Genomic DNA, 19,682 nt, shown 5'->3' with positions numbered 1-19,682 from the left:
ATCACTGTAATTACGTTGACTGAAATGCATTGAGAGTCGATACTCTCAAGGTTAAATTAGGCAAATCGGTTCGCAGGGGCTGAGTCATCATCTCGCTCCTAAAAAACTCAATCAAAGCAAGGGGCTATATATGGCTGGTGGAAAGTCAAAAATCATTTACACACTGACCGATGAGGCGCCATTGTTGGCGACCTACTCTCTACTGCCGATCATTGAGACCTTTACTAAGCCTGCTGGCATCGAGATTGTCAAGAGTGATATCTCTGTAGCAGCACGCGTACTCTCTGAATTCTCGGAATACCTAAGCGAAGAACAGAAGGTAGCCGACAACCTCGCAGAGCTTGGACGTCTCACGCAAGATCCAGATACCAATATCATCAAACTTCCAAACATCAGTGCTTCAGTTGCTCAGTTAGTTGCATGTATCAAGGAATTACAAGCAAAAGGCTATGCAATTCCTGACTATCCTGAAAATGAAAATACTGCAGAAGATAAAGCTTTACGCGCTCGTTTTGGCAAATGCTTAGGCTCAGCAGTAAACCCTGTATTACGTGAAGGTAACTCTGACCGTCGTGCACCTGCTGCAGTGAAAAACTATGCGAAAAAACACCCGCACTCTATGGGTGAATGGAAGCAATGGTCACAAACTCACGTTTCACACATGGATGAAGGCGACTTCTACCATGGCGAAAAATCGATGACGCTTGACCGCGCACGTAACGTAAAAATGGAACTCATCACTCAATCTGGTGAAACCATTGTACTGAAAGAAAAAGTAGCGTTACTTGACGGCGAAATCATCGATTCTATGTTCATGAGCAAGAAAGCGCTTTGCGACTTCTATGAAAAAGAATTGGATGATTGTAAAGAAGCAGGCATTTTGTTCTCTTTACACGTAAAAGCGACCATGATGAAAGTTTCACACCCGATTGTATTCGGTCACTGTGTGAAAATTTACTATAAAGAAGCGTTTGAAAAACACGGTAAATTGTTTGAAGAACTTGGCATTAACGTCAACAACGGTATGGCAGGTCTTTATGAAAAGATCGAAACCTTACCAACTTCTTTACGTGAAGAAATCATCGAAGATTTACACGCATGCCAAGAACACCGCCCTGCACTTGCAATGGTGGATTCTGCAAAAGGCATCACCAACTTCCACTCTCCAAACGACGTAATTGTAGATGCTTCTATGCCTGCAATGATTCGTGGTGGCGGTAAAATGTGGGGTGCTGACGGTAAACCTTACGACTGTAAAGCAGTAATGCCTGAATCTACTTTCGCGCGTATTTACCAAGAAATGATCAATTTCTGTAAGTGGAATGGTAACTTCGACCCACGTACGATGGGTACTGTGCCAAACGTAGGTTTGATGGCGCAAAAAGCTGAAGAATACGGCTCACACGACAAGACTTTTGAAGTTCCTGCTGCAGGTGTTGCAAACATCACTGATATTGACACTGGTGAAGTGTTGATGACTCAAAACGTAGAAGAAGGCGACATCTGGCGTATGTGTCAGGTGAAAGATGCACCTATTCGCGACTGGGTTAAACTTGCAGTAACACGTGCACGTAACTCTGGTATGCCAGCAATTTTCTGGTTAGACCCGTACCGTCCACACGAAAACGAAGTGATCAAGAAAGTTCAAAAATACTTAAAAGATCACGACACGACTGGTTTAGATATTCAAATCATGTCACAAGTTCGTGCGATGCGTTATACACTTGAGCGTGTTGCGCGTGGTTTAGACACCATTTCTGTAACAGGTAACATCTTACGTGACTACCTCACTGACTTGTTCCCAATTATGGAGCTTGGTACTTCTGCGAAAATGTTATCTATCGTTCCGTTAATGGCGGGTGGTGGTATGTACGAAACTGGTGCGGGTGGTTCTGCGCCTAAACACGTACAACAACTTGTTGAAGAAAACCACTTACGTTGGGATTCATTAGGTGAGTTCCTTGCGCTTGCTGCTTCTTTAGAAGAAATGGGTATTAAAGAAGATAATACTCGTGCGAAATTACTTGCATCAACTCTTGATCAAGCGACCAGCAAATTACTTGATAACGACAAGTCTCCATCACGTCGTACTGGCGAACTGGACAACCGTGGCAGCCACTTCTACTTGGCAAAATTCTGGGCAGAAGCACTTGCTGCTCAAGACGAAGATGCTGAGTTGAAAGCGAAGTTTGCACCACTTGCACAAGCTTTAGCTGCAAACGAAGACAAAATTGTTGCTGAACTTGCGGAAGTACAAGGTAAATCGGTTGATATCGGTGGTTACTACGCAGTAGATCAAGCTAAAGTGAATGCAGTAATGCGTCCAAGCGCAACATTCAATGCTGCTCTTGATGCAGCTCAATAAGATGATGCAAAACTAACCTAAGTTAGTGATGTAAAAAACCAGCGCTTCGGCGCTGGTTTTTTTACACCCTCATTTATATAGTGTTATGACAACTATTTCATTTTATGCTTAGATCTAAATTTTATGAATGTGAGTTATCAAAGGTTAGGATTTTTCATTCAACTAGAGCCATAAAATAAGGAAAACCTAAAATGGCAAATTCGTGGGGAATACCAAAGCACATAGAAGATGCGGTCTCGGAGCGAGACCTGTGCTGTGTATATTGCGGCAAAAAGTTTGGCACTGAAAGAGCTAATAAGAAGTCTTGGGAACACATTATCAACGATATAAGAATTACAACCTTATCCAATATTGCATTGTGCTGTATTGGCTGCAATGCATCTAAAGGCAATAAAGACTTAGCAACTTGGCTCCATTCTGAGAATGCTCGAAAAAGAGGCGTCACCACTGAGACAATTGCAGATGTCATCAAAGTAGCTTTAGATAGTGAATAAAGCTTTTAAGTACTACAAGCCCTATAAGACACCCGATCAATCACATTTGATTATTGTATTGATCTAATAATTTAAGCTTAGCATCTGATTCCACCATGAGTACCAATGAAAAATCAGGTACTCATTTGGGTACTCATTTTCCAAAGTGACCACCTGAATTGTGGCTAATGGAATCATTAAGACTGGAGCTAAAAAATGGCACAACCCATTAATATACAGACAATAAAAAAGCCCCCAAGTCTTAATATGCTTGAGGGCTTTTCCTTTATATGGTCCCGAGGGTCGGACTCGAACCGACACGTCATCTCTGACAGCGGATTTTGAGTCCGCCGCGTCTACCAATTTCACCACCTCGGGTAGGTGTTGATGGGTATAATAAACTTTTTTGACAGCTTGTCAACGCAAGTTTTTTGCAATTGTTTAAAATTAAATCAGCTGTCATTTTTTTGATTTATAATCGACCAATTTCATCCATAAAACCTAAAAAAGCATATACTAGGCGCAGTTTTCCCAGTGTTCTAACTTGTTTTTATCATGCAGCTTTCTGACTTTAATTTTAATCTCCCCGATGAACTCATTGCTCGTTACCCACTAGCAAGTCGTAGCGCCTCTCGTCTGCTGCATCTTGATGCTCAAGGTCAGTATCATGACCATCAATTTACCGACCTACTGAATTTACTCGAAGCGGGCGATTTACTGGTACTTAACGATACCAAAGTCATGAAAGCGCGTCTTAAAGGTAAACGTGCCACAGGCGGTGCAGTGGAAGTCTTGGTAGAACGTCTGCAAGATCAATTTATTGCCCATTGCCATATTAAAGCCAGCAACTCACCAAAAGCAGGTGCAGAACTGTTTATTGGGCCTGATGCTGTAAAAGTGACCGTACAAGGTCGCCATGAAAACTTATTTATTGTCGAGTTTTCGCAGCCTATTTTAGAGGTATTGGATGCCTACGGTCAGTTGCCGATTCCACCCTACTTTAACCGCGAAGCAGAAGCGATTGATACCGAGCGTTATCAAACCGTATTTAACGACCCAACAAAACTCGCTAGTGTTGCCGCACCCACTGCCAGCTTGCACTTTGATGAAGCCTTACTGCAACAGCTAGCAGATAAAGGCATTCAAAAAACCTTTGTGACCTTGCACGTGGGCGCAGGTACATTCCTGCCTGTACGTACCGATGATATTGCCAATCACATCATGCACAGTGAATGGTGTGAAGTTTCTGAAGCTGCCGTAGCGCTGATTCGTGAAACCAAAGCACGAGGCAACAAAGTTATTTCAGTGGGCACAACTGCCACCCGTGCCGTGGAAAGTGCTGCCCAAGCCCATGCAGGCAAACTTGCAGCGTGGTCGGGTGATACGCAAATTTTTATTTACCCAGGTTATCAGTTTAAAGTGGTGGATCGTCTAATCACCAATTTCCACTTGCCTGAATCCACCTTATTAATGTTGGTATCTGCGCTTTCAAGCCGTGAAAATGTCATGCAGGCGTATCAACATGCTGTGGCGGAACGCTATCGTTTCTTTAGCTATGGCGATGCCATGCTGATTGATCAAGCTCAGACTTAATTTTCAAACTGTAAAAGAAACCGCCATGCCGCTCGATACCGTGCAACACTCCATTCATATTCGACGCAAGAAGAATCAACGGGTATTTCGTAATATCGCGCGGTTATGGGATATTGGAAAAAAAGCACAAAGCCATCAAGATATTTTAGATGGCTTACACCCTTGGCAAGATGACATCACCCTCAAGTTTGAAAATGTTTTGCCTGTCCTGCTTGGCATTATAGGTGTGTTGTTCTGTTTATTGCTCTTGATTCAACCGAGTAATATTTGGCTGCAATTCTGCTTGCTGATTGGGTTAGGCTGTATCTTCTGGGCATTTATTACCTATGAACAAGACGACCCCATTGAAGAAGTCATCACTTTTTTAGAACAAGAAAGCATTGCTCAACGCTATCAACTGGCATGGCAGCAACCACCGCAACATCTTGCCCGAACCCTACAACCCGTTTATTTGATTGCCCATTTAAAAAGTCTGTTCCCTTTATTTAATTTGGGGAATCTGTCCAATGAAATTCGCCGCTACGCCAGTACAGTTTGGCAAGATCAACAAGGCAAGCAGCATCAGGTTTTGGTATTTGAATATCGCTATGTCAGTGAAACCCGCATTAAAGATCAAAATGGCAATGACTACAAAGTACGTGAAGTGGTGCGACATTTATCGGGCGTATTTGTCTTTGATGTGCAGCTACAAGGTTTAGCCGTTACCTCAAACAATAAAACCTTTGGTGCGCCTTATCATGTGCCGTGGCATACCAGTGACATTCGCCTGAATCAAAAACTCAACTTTTTTGGCAGTGATGCAATTCAACTGGCGCGTACGCTCAGCCCTGCAATGGTGTTAAAACTGGATGATTTTTTTCAGCATCAGCAAGGTGATTTGTTATTTCACCCTGAGCGGAACACGCTCTGTTTTTTAGGTAATCGCAACTTGTTTGAAATTTCCAGTAAAGCAAAAAATATTCAAGATATTTCCGCATTGCGTGGACACTTACGCACTTTTAAATTACCTTATTTAGAACAATTACAGACAGATTTGATTGATTTTCTGGACTAAGAAAATCGTCTTGGGGCAAAACATGGGTATCGCAATTTTTCTTTTGGTTGTCATCGTCTTGGTGATGCTGGGCATCATGATTCGTAACAACATCATACGCCACCACAACGCCACCATCCGCGCTTGGGCAGATGTGACCAGTTTTGAACGACAGAAGTTAAAAACGCTTGAAGAACTTGCGCCAGTGGTCGAACAATATGCAGGTATGGAAAAAGGCACTTTAGAAAAAGTGACTGAACTGCGCCAAAATATTATGAACCTAAACATCAACAATGCCGATGTCAGCCAATTACAACGTGTTGAAGCCTTGAGCAAAGAATTGATGCGCAGCTTAAATGTGGTGGTCGAAAATTACCCTGAACTCAAAGCCGACCAACTGTATTTAAAAATGATGCATGAAATTGATGAGCAGAACGAAAATGTCGGTGCTGCGATTACTATTTATAACCGCAATGTCGAGTTATTTAATAACTATATTCAGGTCTTTCCTAACAACATGATTAACACTGCAACCACAGCGAAAAAACCTGTGCGCGCCTTTCGGGACAACAGTGCAGCACAAAGTTTTGATTATCGTCCAAACTTTTAAGCCATTTAATTCTAAGCCGCTCCTTTGAAATTATTTATAAAAACAGCAAGCACGAAGCTTGCTGTTTTTTCAGATTTCGACTAAACACAAGACTGTGTCAGATACTGCACCTGATTACGTCCTTTGTTTTTTGCCAAATACAACAATTCATCGGCTGAATGCAGAAAATCGACCACATTGTGATACTGCTGATTTTGGTGATAGCTATTTACACCAATACTCACAGTAACTTGGGTCGTCTCCCCTGTCTTGGTATGTGGAATTTCCAGCGCATATACTGCCTGTCTAAAGTTTTCAGCAAGTTGTACAGCATCTGCCAATGGTGTTTCAGGCAACAGCACCACAAACTCTTCGCCACCAAAGCGAGCCACAAAGTCAGATGCACGAGCAAAGTGTTGTTTAAGCAACTGCGCCACACTAATCAAACAATGATCACCCTGTAAATGTCCATAATTGTCGTTATAAGGCTTGAAATGGTCGATGTCGATAAACAAGAGAGACAATGCATGTTGATGACGCACAGCACGTTTAAATTCGTTTTCTATACGCTCACTGAGCGCCTTTCGATTGGCAACCAAGGTCAGCGGGTCTTGTAAGCTCAAAGCCAGATTTTTGCGACTCAACGCTTCGAGTTCCAACTCCATTTGTTTACGCGCAGAAATATCAAACATAAACCCAATAATCGCCACAGTTTCGTTATTTTCACGAATCACATGCACCACATCACGAATCCAGACATAATCTCCTGTAGCGGTTAAGGCACGATAATCCGCTTCGTGGTCTGTGCCTTGATCGGACAGACTCACACACATATTCACGGTCTTGTCCCGATCTTCAGGATGCATCCGATCAATCCAATCTTGTGCAGTTTTCCAGCTGTCTTGCGTCCAACCCAGTAAAGACTCAATTTGTGGGCCAATATAGCTAAAAGCTTTGGTTTTCCAGTTAATCTGCCACGGAATTGCATTCGTGGTTTCCAAAAGTGTTTTATAGAATTGGTCTTCTTTTAGTGCACTGTTTAATTCACTCATAGCCCACCTCTATGAATTGATTTTAATTACAATTTAACAACTTAAGTGAGCTTTGACTACAATTTGTTTTGTCTTATTGACATTTTTCTCAGCTTTGACACAATCATGAGGTTGAGCAAAATATAAACAACAATTGCTCAAAACATAAATCCCAAAATAAAAAGTAAGCCGATAAAATGTTAGAACATATTCAGAACCTGAAAAACACCCTCATTCAAGAGTTTTTCCAACTCTATGAGCAATATGAACAAGACCAAATTTATGCCTGTGTACTGGTCTTTAATGAATATCTTGGGGTCGATTATTTAGCTGTTTCAAGCCAACGCAACCTGTTTAATGAACAGGAAGATGAAGCACAATATTTATCTGAAGTAAATAAATGGAATATAGAAAAATGGCGTTATCGCACTCAAGCCAACAATTCTAGCGGTCTGCATCAATTTAAAAATATTTTTGCAGATTATTTTAAACAGCGACATATCTATGGCAATCCTCTGCTGAATTCCAATGACACGCTGCAATACAGCCATCTTGAACTTTTACTGGATATATTTCAGCAGGCTAAACAATCTTTATCGGGCGCTTATGGCTTAGATTTAAGCCAAATTCTGTTTTTTATTCATGTGCCCAAACAGGTCGATGTAGAAATCCACTCAGCGCAATTTCTAAACGCTCCAAGTGCTTTGCTCGATGAATTCCTGCACAACAAAGCGCCTCAAACCACGATGGAACAATCCACCGCACAACCCAAGCTCAAACTACAACAAGTGGATAAAGACTTGCTGATTGATCTGGCACAACTTTTAGAAGTGGAACCGTATGATTATTTGAGCATTGCACATGAAGCCTATTTGCTCACATTAGAACCGAGTTTTATTGACAGTAATTTATATATTCAGCGTTTAATTCAGCACGTTGCTGCAATGGACAACCATGAACAAGGGGAGTTTGCCTTACATAAAGAAGAAATTACCCAACGTATTCAGCAATTTTACGCCATGTAAACGCAGTGGATTTAAACAAAATATTTACTCGCAATTTTTACCAAGGAAAACGTATCTCAACTGGCAATTCCGTGCAGAATCTAGGAAAATATTGCACTTTTAGCATGAACAATCAGCGAACTGTTTTTTCGCCTTGATTTGGAACATATATGAAGTTTGAGAAATTAGGTCAGTCGGGGCGCGCCCGTCGTGGTCGTTTAACACTTGCTCATGGTGTGGTAGAAACCCCTGTGTTTATGCCTGTGGGGACGTATGGCACAGTCAAAGGCATGCTGCCACGCGATATTGAAGAAATTCAGGCACAGGTTATTTTAGGCAATACCTTTCATTTATATTTGCGTCCAGGGCTAGAAGTGATTCAGCAACACGGCGGTCTACATGAATTCATCAAATGGGATAAGCCTATTTTGACTGACTCTGGTGGCTTTCAGGTGTTTAGCTTAGGCGCAATGCGTAAAATTAAAGAAGAAGGTGTGACCTTCCGTTCGCCTATTGATGGCTCAAAGGTTTTTCTTTCGCCAGAAATCTCGATGGAAATTCAAAAAACCTTGAACTCTGACATCGTGATGATTTTTGACGAATGTACGCCTTATCCTGCAACACATGAAGAAGCGCAAAAATCTTTGCAATTGTCTTTACGCTGGGCAAAACGCTGTAAAACCCATCACCATGATGAACTACAAAACAGCAACGCGCTGTTCGGGATTATTCAAGGCGGTATGTACGAAGATTTACGTGTTGAATCTTTAAACGGCTTACTTGAAATTGGTTTTGATGGTTATGCCATTGGCGGTCTTTCGGTGGGTGAACCGAAAGAAGAAATGATCAAAGTACTGGATTATTTGCCAGCTAAAATGCCAGAAGATAAACCACGTTATTTGATGGGCGTCGGCAAGCCAGAAGATATTGTGGAAGCAATTCGTCGTGGCGTCGATATGTTCGACTGCGTGATGCCAACCCGTAATGCGCGCAATGGTCATTACTTTGTAACCGATGGCTTGGTGCGTATTCGTAACAGTAAGTATCGTCATGACCAAAGCCCGCTCGATCCGCATTGTGATTGCTATACTTGCAAGAACTTTACCCGCGCTTATTTGTTTCATTTAGAAAAATGTGGCGAAATGTTGGGGTCAATGTTGGGCACTATTCATAACTTACGTTATTACCAACGCTTTACCCAAGATATTCGCAATGCCTTAGATAACGGCACTTTCGATGAATTTGTACAGGACTTTTATGCCCGTCGTGGCCTAGAAGTACCGCCTTGTCCTGAAGATTAGTCTTTTCAGTATTTGCGCTGAGTAAAAAGACAAGGTAAATTGCAGAACAAACCCAATTTATTATCAGATCACTGATCGCCAGTTTTTAGTTTAGGAAAATGAAATGAGCCTTTTTATTTCGACCGCTCACGCAGCAGGTGAAGCTGCACAACAACCAAGCCTTGTGGCTAACCTTTTAATGATTGCAGTCTTCATTGCAATTTTCTACTTCCTGATTTGGCGTCCACAATCAAAGCGTGCCAAAGAGCATCGTACACTGATTGAAAGCTTGGGCGTAGGCAGTGAAGTGGTATTCGCAGGTGGTCTTATGGGTAAAATCACGAAAATTGAAGGTGATTTTGCAGTGGTAGAGCTGAACCGTGGTGTAGAAGTAAAAGTACAACGCGCGAGTGTCATTTCAGTTCTTCCTGAAGGCACATTAAACAACCTCTAATCAAAAAGAGTCGTGCTCACGCACGACTTTTTCATTTTAAGAAGAAAATAAATGCGTTACCCAGCATGGAAATATCTGCTCATCCTCGTTGTTCTTGTGGTGAGTACATTATATGCCCTGCCTAGCTTGTATCCAGATGAACCTGCTGTTCAAATTTCAGGTGCCAAAGCTGGTACCCAAATTGATCAAAGCATCATACAAAAAGCAGAGCAAATTTTACAATCAGAAAATATTGCCAGTCATGACAACAGCTTTACCAACAATGCTGCATTGTTGCGTTTAGACACCTCAGAAGCCCAACTCAAAGCCAAAGAAGCTTTACGTCGCGGTTTAGGTGATGACTATGTCGTGGCACTGAACCTTGCGTCAACCACACCAGAATGGCTACAAAAAATTGGTGCAAAACCAATGAAACTCGGTCTGGACTTACGTGGTGGTGTGCACTTCTTATTAGAAGTGGATATGGACAAGGCCATCAGCCAGCGTATGGAAACTTCAGCCACCGATTTACGCCGTCAATTGCGTGACAACAAGCTGAAATTTAATAGCCTTTCGCTGAATAACAACACCATCACCCTACAGTTTGCCAATAATGCAGACCGTGATGCAGTGATGGATTTCTTGCGTCGTAACGGCAATGAATACACACAGCAAGCTGTAGCCACCACAGAAGGTTCTAGCTTACGTCTGAACTATACCGATGTCCGTAAACAGGAAATTCAGTCGTATGCGGTCAATCAGAACTTAACTACTTTACGTAACCGTATTAACGAGTTAGGTGTGGCTGAAGCTTTGGTACAAACTCAAGGTAGCAACCGTATTGTAGTGGAATTGCCAGGCGTACAAGATACGGCTGAAGCGAAGCGTGTACTCGGTCGTACTGCGAACCTCGAATTCCGTTTGGTGTCTGACTTAAATGATCAATATATTGATCCGTACACAGGTCAGGCGACAGGTACAGTACCACCTGGCACAGAAGCGTTTGCCTTTGAATCTTTGGACAGTGGTCGCCAATTATTATTGAACCGCAGCCGTATTTTAACGGGTGAGCGTGTTCAAAATGCGTCGAGTGGTTTTAGCCAAGATACAGGCGGTGCAGAAGTTAACATTACCCTAGATGCTGCGGGCGGTAAGCTCATGGCAGATGCGACGCGTAACGCTGTGGGTAAACGTATGGCGGTATTGTTTATTGAAAACAAACAACGTATTAGCTATGTGACCGATGAAAATGGCACACAAACTGAAGTACGTACGCCATACACCGAATCTGTCGTTATTAATGCTGCAACCATTCAGGCAGTATTGGGTTCGCAGTTCCGTATTACAGGTCTAGATTCTCCACAAGAAGCCTCTGAATTGGCCTTAATGCTTCGTGCTGGTGCTTTGGCAGCGCCAATGTACTTTGTCGAAGAACGTGTGATTGGCCCAAGCTTGGGTCAAGAAAACATTGATAAAGGCGTATTGTCGACTCAGATTGGCTTCATTTTGGTCGCAATCTGGATGGTGGTGTTCTTCCGTCTGTTTGGTCTGATTGCCAACTTCGCTTTAGTGTTTAACTTAGCCATGATTTTAACTGTCATGTCTTGGATTGGTGCATCACTTACCTTGCCGGGTATTGCGGGTATCGTAATTACCATTGGTATGGCAGTGGATGCCAACGTCTTGATTTGTGAGCGAATACGAGAAGAAATTAAGTGGGGTGCCTCGCCAAAACAAGCCATTGTGGCAGGTTATGACCGAGCGTATAACACAATTTTCGACTCGAACTTAACCACATTCTTGGTGGCATTCATTCTGTTTGCGATTGGTACAGGCCCAATCAAAGGCTTTGCTGTGACGCTCATGATTGGTATTGTCTGCTCGATGTTTACTGCGATTACAGTGACCCGTGCAATTGTACAAATCATCTACGGCAAAAAACGTAACTTGAAAAAGTTGAGCATTTAAGGAGATCACTGATGACTGAGAATACTCAACTGCCTTCAAAAAAATATGGCCGCCCTGATGATGAGCGCGTGATTCCGTTTATGAAGATTGCTTTGCCTGCGGCATTGCTTTCTATTCTATTAACGGTTGCCAGTATATTCTTCATTGCCACCAAAGGTTTAAACTTAGGTTTGGACTTTACTGGGGGTATTGCTGCAGAACTCAACTATAGCAATCCAGTAAAAGCCACCGATGTTTCTAACGCATTGGTCAAAGCAGGCTTTAACGACCCTGTGGTACAAACGCTTGGTTCAGACCGCGACCTAATGGTACGTATGCCTGTGCAAGAAGATGTTGAAGCAGAAGACTTAACCAAAGCAATTACTGCTGCGGTACAACTACCAAATAACACGGCAACTGTGCCAAAGGTAGATGTGGTTGGTGGTCAAGTCGGTAATGAGCTGTACGTACGTTCTGCGGGCGCTGTAGCTTTAGCGCTGTTATTGATGTTGGTATACGTCACCATTCGCTTTGAATTCAAACTGGCAATGGGTGCGGTACTGTCATTGTTCCACGATATTGTGGTGACACTGGGTATTTTTGCCATGATGCAATGGCCATTTGACCTGACTGTATTGGCAGCGTTATTGGCGATTATTGGCTTCTCACTCAACGATAACATTGTTGTATCTGACCGTATTCGTGAAAACTTCCGTAAAATCCGTGGTGCAACACCACTTGAAGTGGTAAACATTGCGCTGACAGAAACTTTACGTCGTACCATTCACACCTCTATGACCCTATTATTGGTTGTAGTCGCGATGATGCTCATGGGTGGTGATGGTCTGAAATGGTTCTCGATTGCGATGTTTGTGGGTGTCTTTGTCGGAACATATTCATCTATTTACATTGGTACAGCCTTTGCCTTATGGCGCGGTTTGAACCGTCAGGACTTCATTGTTCAAGTCAAACCTGAATTTGAAGGTGAAGAGCAAGAAATTCCTTAATGCATTTCTGCTGACACCAACATTCAAGCCTATCTTCGGATAGGCTTTTTTGTGCCTTAGCATTGCGATATTTACGCTGACGTTGCGATGTTAATGCTGAATAATATGAATCTGTGGAAACTGAAAGCCTACGCAAGATGGCGCTGCTCGCCATGCTACGGTCAACATACAATCTGATAAACGAAAGTTTTGATAGGCAAAATGCCCAATCTGTGGATGATGACAAATGCCGCCCTGTGCATTGGGATGCATACGAGTATCCAACTCATTCAGGCTTAAACGAATCCCTAAACCTGATGCTTTCAGCACTGCTTCTTTAGTTGTCCAGACACGAAACCAATAATCAGCGTCGTGTTCCAAATCTTGCCAGTATTGGAGTTCATTGGGATGAAACGCATGTTGTGCCAAGGCATCGAAACGCACCTTACGGTCTAAGTCCTCGACATCTACGCCAACATCGAGCAATTCAAAACTGCTTACCAAAGCATAATGCTGACGGCTATGACTATGGTTAAACTGCAATTGAGGGAATGCTGTCAAAAATGGCTTGCCATGTGGGTTACGCTCAATATCGCTGTTTTGAATATCGTGTTCTAAGTATCCAGAAAGCAATTGATTCCGATGCCGATAAATAGCCTGTTTTTGCTGTTGAATCTGTTCACTGCGTACAGCACTTGGATCGGGACTAAAAATCTGCTGAATGCGGCTAACATTCACACAAATTTTTTTAGGTGTTTTATTCATCCGCCCTTCTCCATTTTGGCTGAAATACGATAGAAAAAAACCAGCAAACATGCTGGTTTTTTAAAGCGTGCTCGCTTAGCTGCCTTGCACCAAACGACGTGCGCTGATAATCCCTGGTTGCTGCTCTAAACGTGCCAACAAACGAGAAAGTTGCGCCAAGCCTTTAACCTCAATTAACAATTTCATATTGGCGATACCATCACTTTCAGAAATAGTATTCACCTGACGAATGTTAATTTGATCGGCAAAAATCACTTGGGTTAAGTCTTTGAGCAAACCACGGCGGTCATAGGCTTCCACCACAATTTGCACGCTTTGACCACGGGTTGGCTGCATTTCCCAATCGGCTTCTACCGCACGTTCAGGTTCGTTGCCAATCATACGCACATAGTCCGAACACGCCACTTTGTGAATACTCACACCACGGTTCAGGGTAATATACCCCGCAATCGCTTCACCATGCACAGGCTGACAGCATTGTGCGATATGCAGTTCAACGTTATCCAAACCATCAATCAAAATGCCATGTGCCGATAAGGTATGGCTGGCACGTGGGTTCAAGGTTGGCTTCAACACCAGTTCAGGTTCATCCTGATCTAAGTGCATGTGACGATTGACCTGATTAATTAAGGCATGCAGGCTAATATCACCATTCACCAAACCAATCAGAATGTCTTCACCTGTTTTGACGTTAAAGTGATTGCAATAATCATTTAAATCAATACTTTTTGGATGAATCGCCAAACGTGACAATTCTTTATTGAGCACTTCACGCCCAACTTCCAGATTTTTACTGCGGTCTTGCTGTCTAAACCAATGACGCAGCTTATCGCGCGCACGTGCTGTCTTAATATAACCTAAAGAATTCACCAACCAATCACGGTTCGGTTCACGGTCTTTTTTGGTCAAAATCTCGACCTGCTCGCCTGTTTTTAAAGTATAGGTGAGCGGCACATAGCGCTGATTGACCCGTGCGGCATAGCATTTATTGCCGACTTCGGTATGCACATGATAAGCAAAGTCCAGCACCGTTGAGCCACGTGGCAATTCTTTAATATCACCATCACGGCTGAACACATAAATTTTCTCAAAATCTTCAAACTCTTGGATTTGTTCAAAGTTTTCAGAATCATCATCTTCTTTATGTGCGCTGGCATCGTTACGTTCCTGATAATGCTCCAAAACAGAACGCAAAGAATGTAAACGATGATTAAACGAATGGTCTGTGGCTTTAGAACCTTCTTTATAATTAAAGTGTGAACATACCCCAAGCTCGGCTTCTTCGTGCATATCTAGGGTACGAATTTGCACTTCAAGCGACTTGTTTTCTGCAATTACGGCAGTATGCAATGAGCGATAACCATTGGCTTTTGGATTGGTAATGTAATCATCAAACTGGTGCGGAATATGCCGCCACAATTGATGTACGATGCCCAAAGAGTGGTAACACTCTGGAATGGTTTTCACCAAAACACGTACAGCACGAATGTCATAGAGCTGATCGAAGCTGAGGTTTTTACTCTTCATTTTTCGATAAATCGAATAAATGTGTTTCACCCGCCCGCTAATTTCGGCATGAATACCATTATTGCCCAGCTCTGTACGCAATTGCTCAATTACGTTTTGAATGTAGTTTTCACGCTCCAAACGCTTTTCATTCAGTAACGTCGCAATTTCTTTATAACGGTCTGGCGCCAAATAACGGAAGGCTAAATCTTCGAGTTCCCATTTCAGTTGGGCAATGCCTAAACGGTGTGCCAATGGCGAGTAAATGGTTAAAATTTCTCGCGCCACACGCTCCTGACGTTCTTTGGAAGCGGTTGCCAACTCACGTAATGAATAGGTACGTTCTGCCAGTTTAATTAGCACCACGCGCACATCTTCCGTCATGGAAATCAACATTTTATAAATGCCTGTTAAATGTTCACGCTGGTTATTATTAAAATGGTCTTCTAAACGCTTATTTTTCTCAATCAGTTCAGACAACTTACCCATCGACAAGGTGCCTTTGATCAAGCCATAAACTGCTTCACCAAATTCTTCACGCACTTCATCTAACTGCATGACATTTTCACGCACGCTACGATAGAGCATGGCTGCAGACAAAGTGTCTTCATCGACATGCAAGTGCGCTAAAATATTCGCCATCTCAATACCTGTATATAAGGTATGCGATGGATGACTGACGTCTGTTTCCAGCTCTTTTTTCAGGGTGTAATTGGCAACGCGTTCTAATTGTTCAAGTGCCGCCCCATCGTAAATCCCGCGTACTCGGTCTAGCCATTCTGCTAAATCCTGTCGGGCTTGCTCGGCATGTTCTACAGTCGTTTCCTCAGACAGTTCATTTAAACGTCCAGGAAGTTGTTCACGTACTGTGACCATACCCTTCTCCTACCTCTATGTACTTCATATTATAAATCGTTTATTTGCTTTTCTTTCTCAAACAAGGCAATGGATTCAACATGCCCCGTATGCGGAAACATATCCATCACGCCTGCTTTTTTCAATTGATAGCCCTGCTTGACCAATACACCTGCATCCCTTGCGAGTGTGGCTGGATTACAAGACACATAAACGATTCTATCTGCGCCAAATTTGGGCACATAATACATCACTTCCTCTGCGCCTGAACGCGGAGGGTCAATTAATAATGCCTCAAATCCTTGATTTGCCCAAGAATGATGCGAAAAATCTTTTGTTAAATCTTGTGAATAAAACTTAACATTGTCTAAATCATTACGTTGTGCATTCTCTGCACCACGCTGCACCATTTGCTCTGAACCCTCTACAGCAACCACCTTTCCTGTTGCACCTACACAACGTGCAAGCGGCAATGAAAAGTTGCCTAATCCACAAAACAGATCAAGCACCCGATCACCTGATTTTAAGTTAAGCAAATCACATGCCAGCTTAACCATTTGTGGATTAATTGTAGAATTGACTTGGGTAAAGTCTTGGGGATGAAAGCCAAAATTCACATCAAAATCATCTAAACGATAATGCAAACGCATTGCTGCATGCGGATCATCAACCCGATGCAAACTGTCTGGACCTTCAGGCTGCAAATACAATTGCCAGTGTTTCTGTAACGCAAACTGCTGTAACTGGTTGATATCGGCTGCAGATAGTTGTTCTGTATGCCGCACCACCAAAGCAATCTCTTGATCTCCCATCGCCAATTCTATATGACCAATATGGGCCTTGCCTGTTAGACTTTGGAGTAGCTGCTTGATTCGTGTTAACGAACCAAATGCCTGATCCAACACCATACAGCGGTCAATTGAGGTCAGTTTATTGCTATTGCGCTCACGAAAACCGACCACCAATTTGTCTTGACTGGCAATATAACGCACCCCAACACGGGCTTTGCGGCGATAATCTTCACGCTGTGAACGCAAAGGCGCTAACCATTCTTCAGGCTGAATTTGCGCAAAATGTTGCAGATGCGACTGCAACACCTGTTGTTTGAGATGAATCTGCTCATCCAACTGAATATGCTGCATGCTACAACCACCGCAACGCTGATAATGTGGACATTGTGGCGTAACCCGTAATGTCGAAGGCTCACCCAGCACTTCTAGACACTCGGCTTCTTCTAAGCGTTTGTTACTATGCGTAATTTTGGCGCGTACTGTTTCACCAGGCAATGCGCCCTCTATAAAAACTGTTTTCCCCTGCTTCTCGGCTGGATGACCCGACTGAGCTGTGTAGTGTGCAATCCCGCGCCCTTCATGTGACAACGATTCCACCTGAAAGCAATATTCAGCCTGCTGCGTGGTACGGTTTTTACTGCGATGTTTCATATCAGTCTAAATATCGGAAGATGGGGAAGATTGAAAAGGCATCACGGATTCATTTGAAGGCGTGGTGACACTTTGTTCAGGAAAATCTGTACGGGTAAATTCAGTTTGCTGCGAACTGTGCTGCCACACGCTTAAAAAGTCTGCATGCTGCGGCTGAGTATGCAAATATTGAATGGTATGCTGTACCCATAAAGTATGCTCTTCAAGCAGCAATTGCCCTTTGAGCAGCAGCCAACGCAAATAAATCAACCAAGTATTTAAGACATCGCCTTCACAATAACGCGTCAGCCTTGACCATTCGCCGCTTTGCATAAATGCAGGAACATGATAGCCCGCATCTACACGTTTACCCGGAAAACCTAGCAAATACGCAATGTCATCCAACTTTTGAAAATGACGACCATTAAACATTGCCATCACATCCATTAAATCGACATGACGCTGATGGTAACGGTTTTGATAATTGTTATAGCGCTTTTGCTGATCAATCTCGCCCTGATCAAATAAACTTGGTGCAGACAGCCCGTGATACATGGCGCGGAATAAAATCACTGGCAAGTCAAACTGCGAACCGTTCCAACTGACCAAAGTCGGATGACGCTTATCAAAAATAGACAAAAACTTTTTCAGCATTGTCGCTTCGCTGTCGTGTTCACGGCTAAAGGAAAACAGCTTCATGCCGTGTTCATCAATCCACAAGCCTGAAATACACACAATTTCATGCAAAGGCAAACGCTGAAAATCGGTTCCTGCCTCTTGGCGACGCAACTTCATTAATGCTTGTTCAAGCTCTGCTTCGGGTAAATCGAGTTGATATAAATGCGCGCCTGACTTCAAATCGGTAACGGTTTCTATATCGAAAATCAGCACAGGTAAATGCATAAAATCTTACTCAATGGGTGATAGAAAAATGAATATCACAATTCAGTATCTTGAACAGAGAACAAACCTGTCGATAAATAACGATCACCACGGTCACAAACAATACAAACAATCACTGCATCTGGATTTTCTTCGGCAATTTTTAAAGCTGCCCATACCGCACCGCCCGATGATGTGCCTGCGCTGATGCCTTCTTTTTGCGCCAGTTTACGCATGGTTTTTTCCGCTTCAATTTGCGGAATATCAATAATACGATCAACACGACTACGGTCAAAAATGGTTGGTAAATATGCTTCAGGCCAACGGCGAATCCCTGCAATACTTGAACCATCTGAAGGTTGTAAACCAATAATTTGAATCTCTGGATTTTGTTCTTTTAAGTATTTAGACACCCCCATAATGGTGCCTGTTGTGCCCATAGAGCTGACAAAGTGGGTAATTTTACCGCCCGTTTGCTGCCAAATTTCAGGCCCTGTGGTCAGGTAATGTGCTTCAACATTATCTGGGTTACCAAATTGGTTCAGCACCAAGCCTTTGCCTTCGCGTTGCATTTGCAAAGCCAAATCGCGCGCGCCTTCCATGCCTTGTGCTTTAGTCACTTCAATCAATTCTGCACCATAGGCACGCATGGCATCTTTACGTTCTTGGCTCATATTGTCAGGCATGATCAGCTGCATTTTATAGCCACGCATAGCTGCAACCATCGCCAAAGCAATGCCAGTATTGCCACTGGTTGCCTCAATTAAAGTATCGCCCGGTTGAATTTCACCGCGTTTTTCTGCCTGCATAATCATGTTGTAGGCAGGACGATCTTTAACAGAACCCGCAGGGTTATTGCCTTCCAGTTTTGCCAAAACCGTTGCCTGCGTATGACTTGCCAAACGCTGCAAACGCACCAATGGGGTTTTGCCCACATAATGATCTAACAAAAATTCATCACTTTGGAAATCTGATTGGGTATCAAGCATGGTCTGCACCAATATCAAGGTGGGCTTATTGTATGAAAATTTGCACCTTCCTGCACGTTTTTCACAGGCTTTTTATCAAAACAGCAATACTCTGCCGACAATTTATGCATCACTCACTGCCTACACAATTCTAGGCAAGATGAACACAATTTCAGATTGTCTTTTGCGGGATGGATGCAAAAAAATGCACACCGATTGATTGCGAGATGCAGCTGAACCACTCGCACCAAACAGATGAAAACACAGTCAGGAGAATTGACATCCTCCCCCCCCTTAAAAGAGGGTGATTCCTACAGCTAGACGCTTATGCCCAAGCGCAAGAATGTTTAGAGCTGAGTTTATATCTCGATCATGAACTGTACCACAGCTCATGTACTCCCATTCTCTTATTCCAAGATCTGTCCTACCTTTGGGACTACTTGAGGTGATCTCACCGCAGCACGAACAGATTTGGGTGGTATAGGCTTCTTGGACTTCTTCAAACAATACGCCTGCGTTCTCGCATTTATACTTGAGCATTGTTTTTAGTG

Annotated in this window: 17 protein-coding genes and 1 tRNA gene; 10 read left to right on the top strand and 8 right to left on the bottom strand. The window is 43.0% G+C overall.

Translation table 11 applies throughout. The annotated features are described in order from the left end of the window. Positions 1 to 130 precede the first annotated feature (130 nt). Together FTU70_RS10030 and FTU70_RS10025 are read left to right on the top strand one after the other, a co-directional pair. Complete coding sequence (locus tag FTU70_RS10030) at positions 131 to 2,365, top strand: NADP-dependent isocitrate dehydrogenase (protein WP_178867555.1); 2,235 nt, start codon at positions 131 to 133, stop codon at positions 2,363 to 2,365. Between the two features lie 191 nt (positions 2,366 to 2,556). Continuing rightward, positions 2,557 to 2,859 (top strand): HNH endonuclease, encoded by a 303-nt coding sequence (locus FTU70_RS10025; protein ID WP_167846288.1) that lies wholly within the window; start codon positions 2,557 to 2,559, stop codon positions 2,857 to 2,859. A 270-nt stretch (positions 2,860 to 3,129) separates the two neighbouring features. Here the strand turns inward: FTU70_RS10025 and FTU70_RS10020 are convergent. Continuing rightward, positions 3,130 to 3,216: transfer RNA gene (locus tag FTU70_RS10020), tRNA-Leu, on the bottom strand. A 177-nt stretch (positions 3,217 to 3,393) separates the two neighbouring features. Between FTU70_RS10020 and queA the strand changes: the two genes are divergently transcribed. The 3 genes from queA to FTU70_RS10005 are packed head-to-tail and all read left to right on the top strand — an operon-like array spanning position 3,394 to position 6,074. After that, a complete protein-coding gene (queA, locus tag FTU70_RS10015; RefSeq protein ID WP_180060533.1) occupies positions 3,394 to 4,431 on the top strand; it encodes a tRNA preQ1(34) S-adenosylmethionine ribosyltransferase-isomerase QueA in 1,038 nt (345 codons plus the stop codon). A gap of 25 nt (positions 4,432 to 4,456) precedes the next feature. After that, positions 4,457 to 5,485, top strand: a complete 1,029-nt coding sequence (locus FTU70_RS10010; RefSeq protein WP_178867885.1) for a hypothetical protein — start codon at positions 4,457 to 4,459, stop codon at positions 5,483 to 5,485. A gap of 22 nt (positions 5,486 to 5,507) precedes the next feature. Continuing rightward, a complete protein-coding gene (locus FTU70_RS10005) occupies positions 5,508 to 6,074 on the top strand; it encodes a LemA family protein (RefSeq protein WP_104852521.1) in 567 nt (188 codons plus the stop codon). A gap of 80 nt (positions 6,075 to 6,154) precedes the next feature. Here the strand turns inward: FTU70_RS10005 and FTU70_RS10000 are convergent, their stop codons facing one another. Then, complete coding sequence (locus tag FTU70_RS10000; protein WP_167846296.1) at positions 6,155 to 7,105, bottom strand: sensor domain-containing diguanylate cyclase; 951 nt, start codon at positions 7,103 to 7,105, stop codon at positions 6,155 to 6,157. Positions 7,106 to 7,281: 176 nt separating this feature from the next. Between FTU70_RS10000 and FTU70_RS09995 the strand changes: the two genes are divergently transcribed. The 5 genes from FTU70_RS09995 to secF all read left to right on the top strand — a co-directional run bounded on the left by FTU70_RS09995 (position 7,282) and on the right by secF (position 12,755). Next, on the top strand, positions 7,282 to 8,109 hold the full coding sequence (locus FTU70_RS09995) for a DUF4303 domain-containing protein (RefSeq protein ID WP_180060532.1): 828 nt from the start codon (positions 7,282 to 7,284) through the stop codon (positions 8,107 to 8,109). Between the two features lie 149 nt (positions 8,110 to 8,258). After that, positions 8,259 to 9,389 carry a tRNA guanosine(34) transglycosylase Tgt gene (gene tgt / locus FTU70_RS09990; RefSeq protein WP_004974942.1) on the top strand — a complete coding sequence of 377 codons (1,131 nt, stop codon included), beginning with the start codon at positions 8,259 to 8,261 and terminating at the stop codon, positions 9,387 to 9,389. Positions 9,390 to 9,492: 103 nt separating this feature from the next. Next, on the top strand, positions 9,493 to 9,822 hold the full coding sequence (yajC, locus tag FTU70_RS09985; RefSeq protein WP_004974939.1) for a preprotein translocase subunit YajC: 330 nt from the start codon (positions 9,493 to 9,495) through the stop codon (positions 9,820 to 9,822). Between the two features lie 51 nt (positions 9,823 to 9,873). After that, positions 9,874 to 11,769 carry a protein translocase subunit SecD gene (gene secD, locus FTU70_RS09980; protein WP_180060531.1) on the top strand — a complete coding sequence of 632 codons (1,896 nt, stop codon included), beginning with the start codon at positions 9,874 to 9,876 and terminating at the stop codon, positions 11,767 to 11,769. An 8-nt stretch (positions 11,770 to 11,777) separates the two neighbouring features. Then, complete coding sequence (gene secF, locus FTU70_RS09975) at positions 11,778 to 12,755, top strand: protein translocase subunit SecF (protein WP_171525035.1); 978 nt, start codon at positions 11,778 to 11,780, stop codon at positions 12,753 to 12,755. Positions 12,756 to 12,845: 90 nt separating this feature from the next. On the opposite strand, the gene FTU70_RS09965 is transcribed toward secF, so the two are convergent. The 6 genes from FTU70_RS09965 to FTU70_RS09940 all read right to left on the bottom strand — a co-directional run. Next, the gene (locus FTU70_RS09965; protein WP_096902676.1) at positions 12,846 to 13,499 is read right to left on the bottom strand and encodes a 4'-phosphopantetheinyl transferase superfamily protein; all 654 of its coding nucleotides are present in this window, start codon (positions 13,497 to 13,499) and stop codon (positions 12,846 to 12,848) included. Positions 13,500 to 13,574: 75 nt separating this feature from the next. Continuing rightward, entirely contained in the window at positions 13,575 to 15,881 is a 2,307-nt protein-coding gene (locus tag FTU70_RS09960) for a bifunctional (p)ppGpp synthetase/guanosine-3',5'-bis(diphosphate) 3'-pyrophosphohydrolase (RefSeq protein ID WP_004974935.1), read from the bottom strand. 29 nt (positions 15,882 to 15,910) lie between these two features. Next, positions 15,911 to 17,302: a 23S rRNA (uracil(1939)-C(5))-methyltransferase RlmD gene (rlmD, locus tag FTU70_RS09955; RefSeq protein ID WP_104852528.1), complete on the bottom strand. Its 1,392-nt coding sequence runs from the start codon at positions 17,300 to 17,302 to the stop codon at positions 15,911 to 15,913. Positions 17,303 to 17,308: 6 nt separating this feature from the next. Further along, positions 17,309 to 18,184, bottom strand: coding sequence for a 3'-5' exonuclease (locus tag FTU70_RS09950; protein WP_180060530.1), 876 nt, complete (start codon positions 18,182 to 18,184; stop codon positions 17,309 to 17,311). A 35-nt stretch (positions 18,185 to 18,219) separates the two neighbouring features. After that, positions 18,220 to 19,152 (bottom strand): cysteine synthase CysM, encoded by a 933-nt coding sequence (cysM, locus tag FTU70_RS09945; RefSeq protein ID WP_179988696.1) that lies wholly within the window; start codon positions 19,150 to 19,152, stop codon positions 18,220 to 18,222. Between the two features lie 273 nt (positions 19,153 to 19,425). Next, on the bottom strand, positions 19,426 to 19,682 hold a 257-nt coding region (locus FTU70_RS09940), incomplete at its 5' end, for a zinc ribbon domain-containing protein (RefSeq protein ID WP_180043925.1).

This window comes from Acinetobacter sp. YH12135 (genome assembly GCF_013418565.1).
In the GTDB taxonomy this organism is placed as follows: domain Bacteria; phylum Pseudomonadota; class Gammaproteobacteria; order Pseudomonadales; family Moraxellaceae; genus Acinetobacter; species Acinetobacter towneri.
Note: the sequence above shows the minus strand (reverse complement) of the source record. Positions and strands in the feature narration are given on the sequence as shown.

What these genes read in the sequence shown, in the direction of transcription:
- FTU70_RS10030 (WP_178867555.1), top strand. Translation starts at nt 131, where the DNA reads ATGGCTGGTGGAAAGTCAAAAATCATTTACACACTGACCGATGAGGCG.
- FTU70_RS10025 (WP_167846288.1), top strand. Translation starts at nt 2,557, where the DNA reads ATGGCAAATTCGTGGGGAATACCAAAGCACATAGAAGATGCGGTCTCG.
- queA (WP_180060533.1), top strand. Translation starts at nt 3,394, where the DNA reads ATGCAGCTTTCTGACTTTAATTTTAATCTCCCCGATGAACTCATTGCT.
- FTU70_RS10010 (WP_178867885.1), top strand. Translation starts at nt 4,457, where the DNA reads ATGCCGCTCGATACCGTGCAACACTCCATTCATATTCGACGCAAGAAG.
- FTU70_RS10005 (WP_104852521.1), top strand. Translation starts at nt 5,508, where the DNA reads ATGGGTATCGCAATTTTTCTTTTGGTTGTCATCGTCTTGGTGATGCTG.
- FTU70_RS10000 (WP_167846296.1), bottom strand. Translation starts at nt 7,105, where the DNA reads ATGAGTGAATTAAACAGTGCACTAAAAGAAGACCAATTCTATAAAACA.
- FTU70_RS09995 (WP_180060532.1), top strand. Translation starts at nt 7,282, where the DNA reads ATGTTAGAACATATTCAGAACCTGAAAAACACCCTCATTCAAGAGTTT.
- tgt (WP_004974942.1), top strand. Translation starts at nt 8,259, where the DNA reads ATGAAGTTTGAGAAATTAGGTCAGTCGGGGCGCGCCCGTCGTGGTCGT.
- yajC (WP_004974939.1), top strand. Translation starts at nt 9,493, where the DNA reads ATGAGCCTTTTTATTTCGACCGCTCACGCAGCAGGTGAAGCTGCACAA.
- secD (WP_180060531.1), top strand. Translation starts at nt 9,874, where the DNA reads ATGCGTTACCCAGCATGGAAATATCTGCTCATCCTCGTTGTTCTTGTG.
- FTU70_RS09965 (WP_096902676.1), bottom strand. Translation starts at nt 13,499, where the DNA reads ATGAATAAAACACCTAAAAAAATTTGTGTGAATGTTAGCCGCATTCAG.
- FTU70_RS09960 (WP_004974935.1), bottom strand. Translation starts at nt 15,881, where the DNA reads ATGGTCACAGTACGTGAACAACTTCCTGGACGTTTAAATGAACTGTCT.
- rlmD (WP_104852528.1), bottom strand. Translation starts at nt 17,302, where the DNA reads ATGAAACATCGCAGTAAAAACCGTACCACGCAGCAGGCTGAATATTGC.
- FTU70_RS09950 (WP_180060530.1), bottom strand. Translation starts at nt 18,184, where the DNA reads ATGCATTTACCTGTGCTGATTTTCGATATAGAAACCGTTACCGATTTG.
- cysM (WP_179988696.1), bottom strand. Translation starts at nt 19,152, where the DNA reads ATGCTTGATACCCAATCAGATTTCCAAAGTGATGAATTTTTGTTAGAT.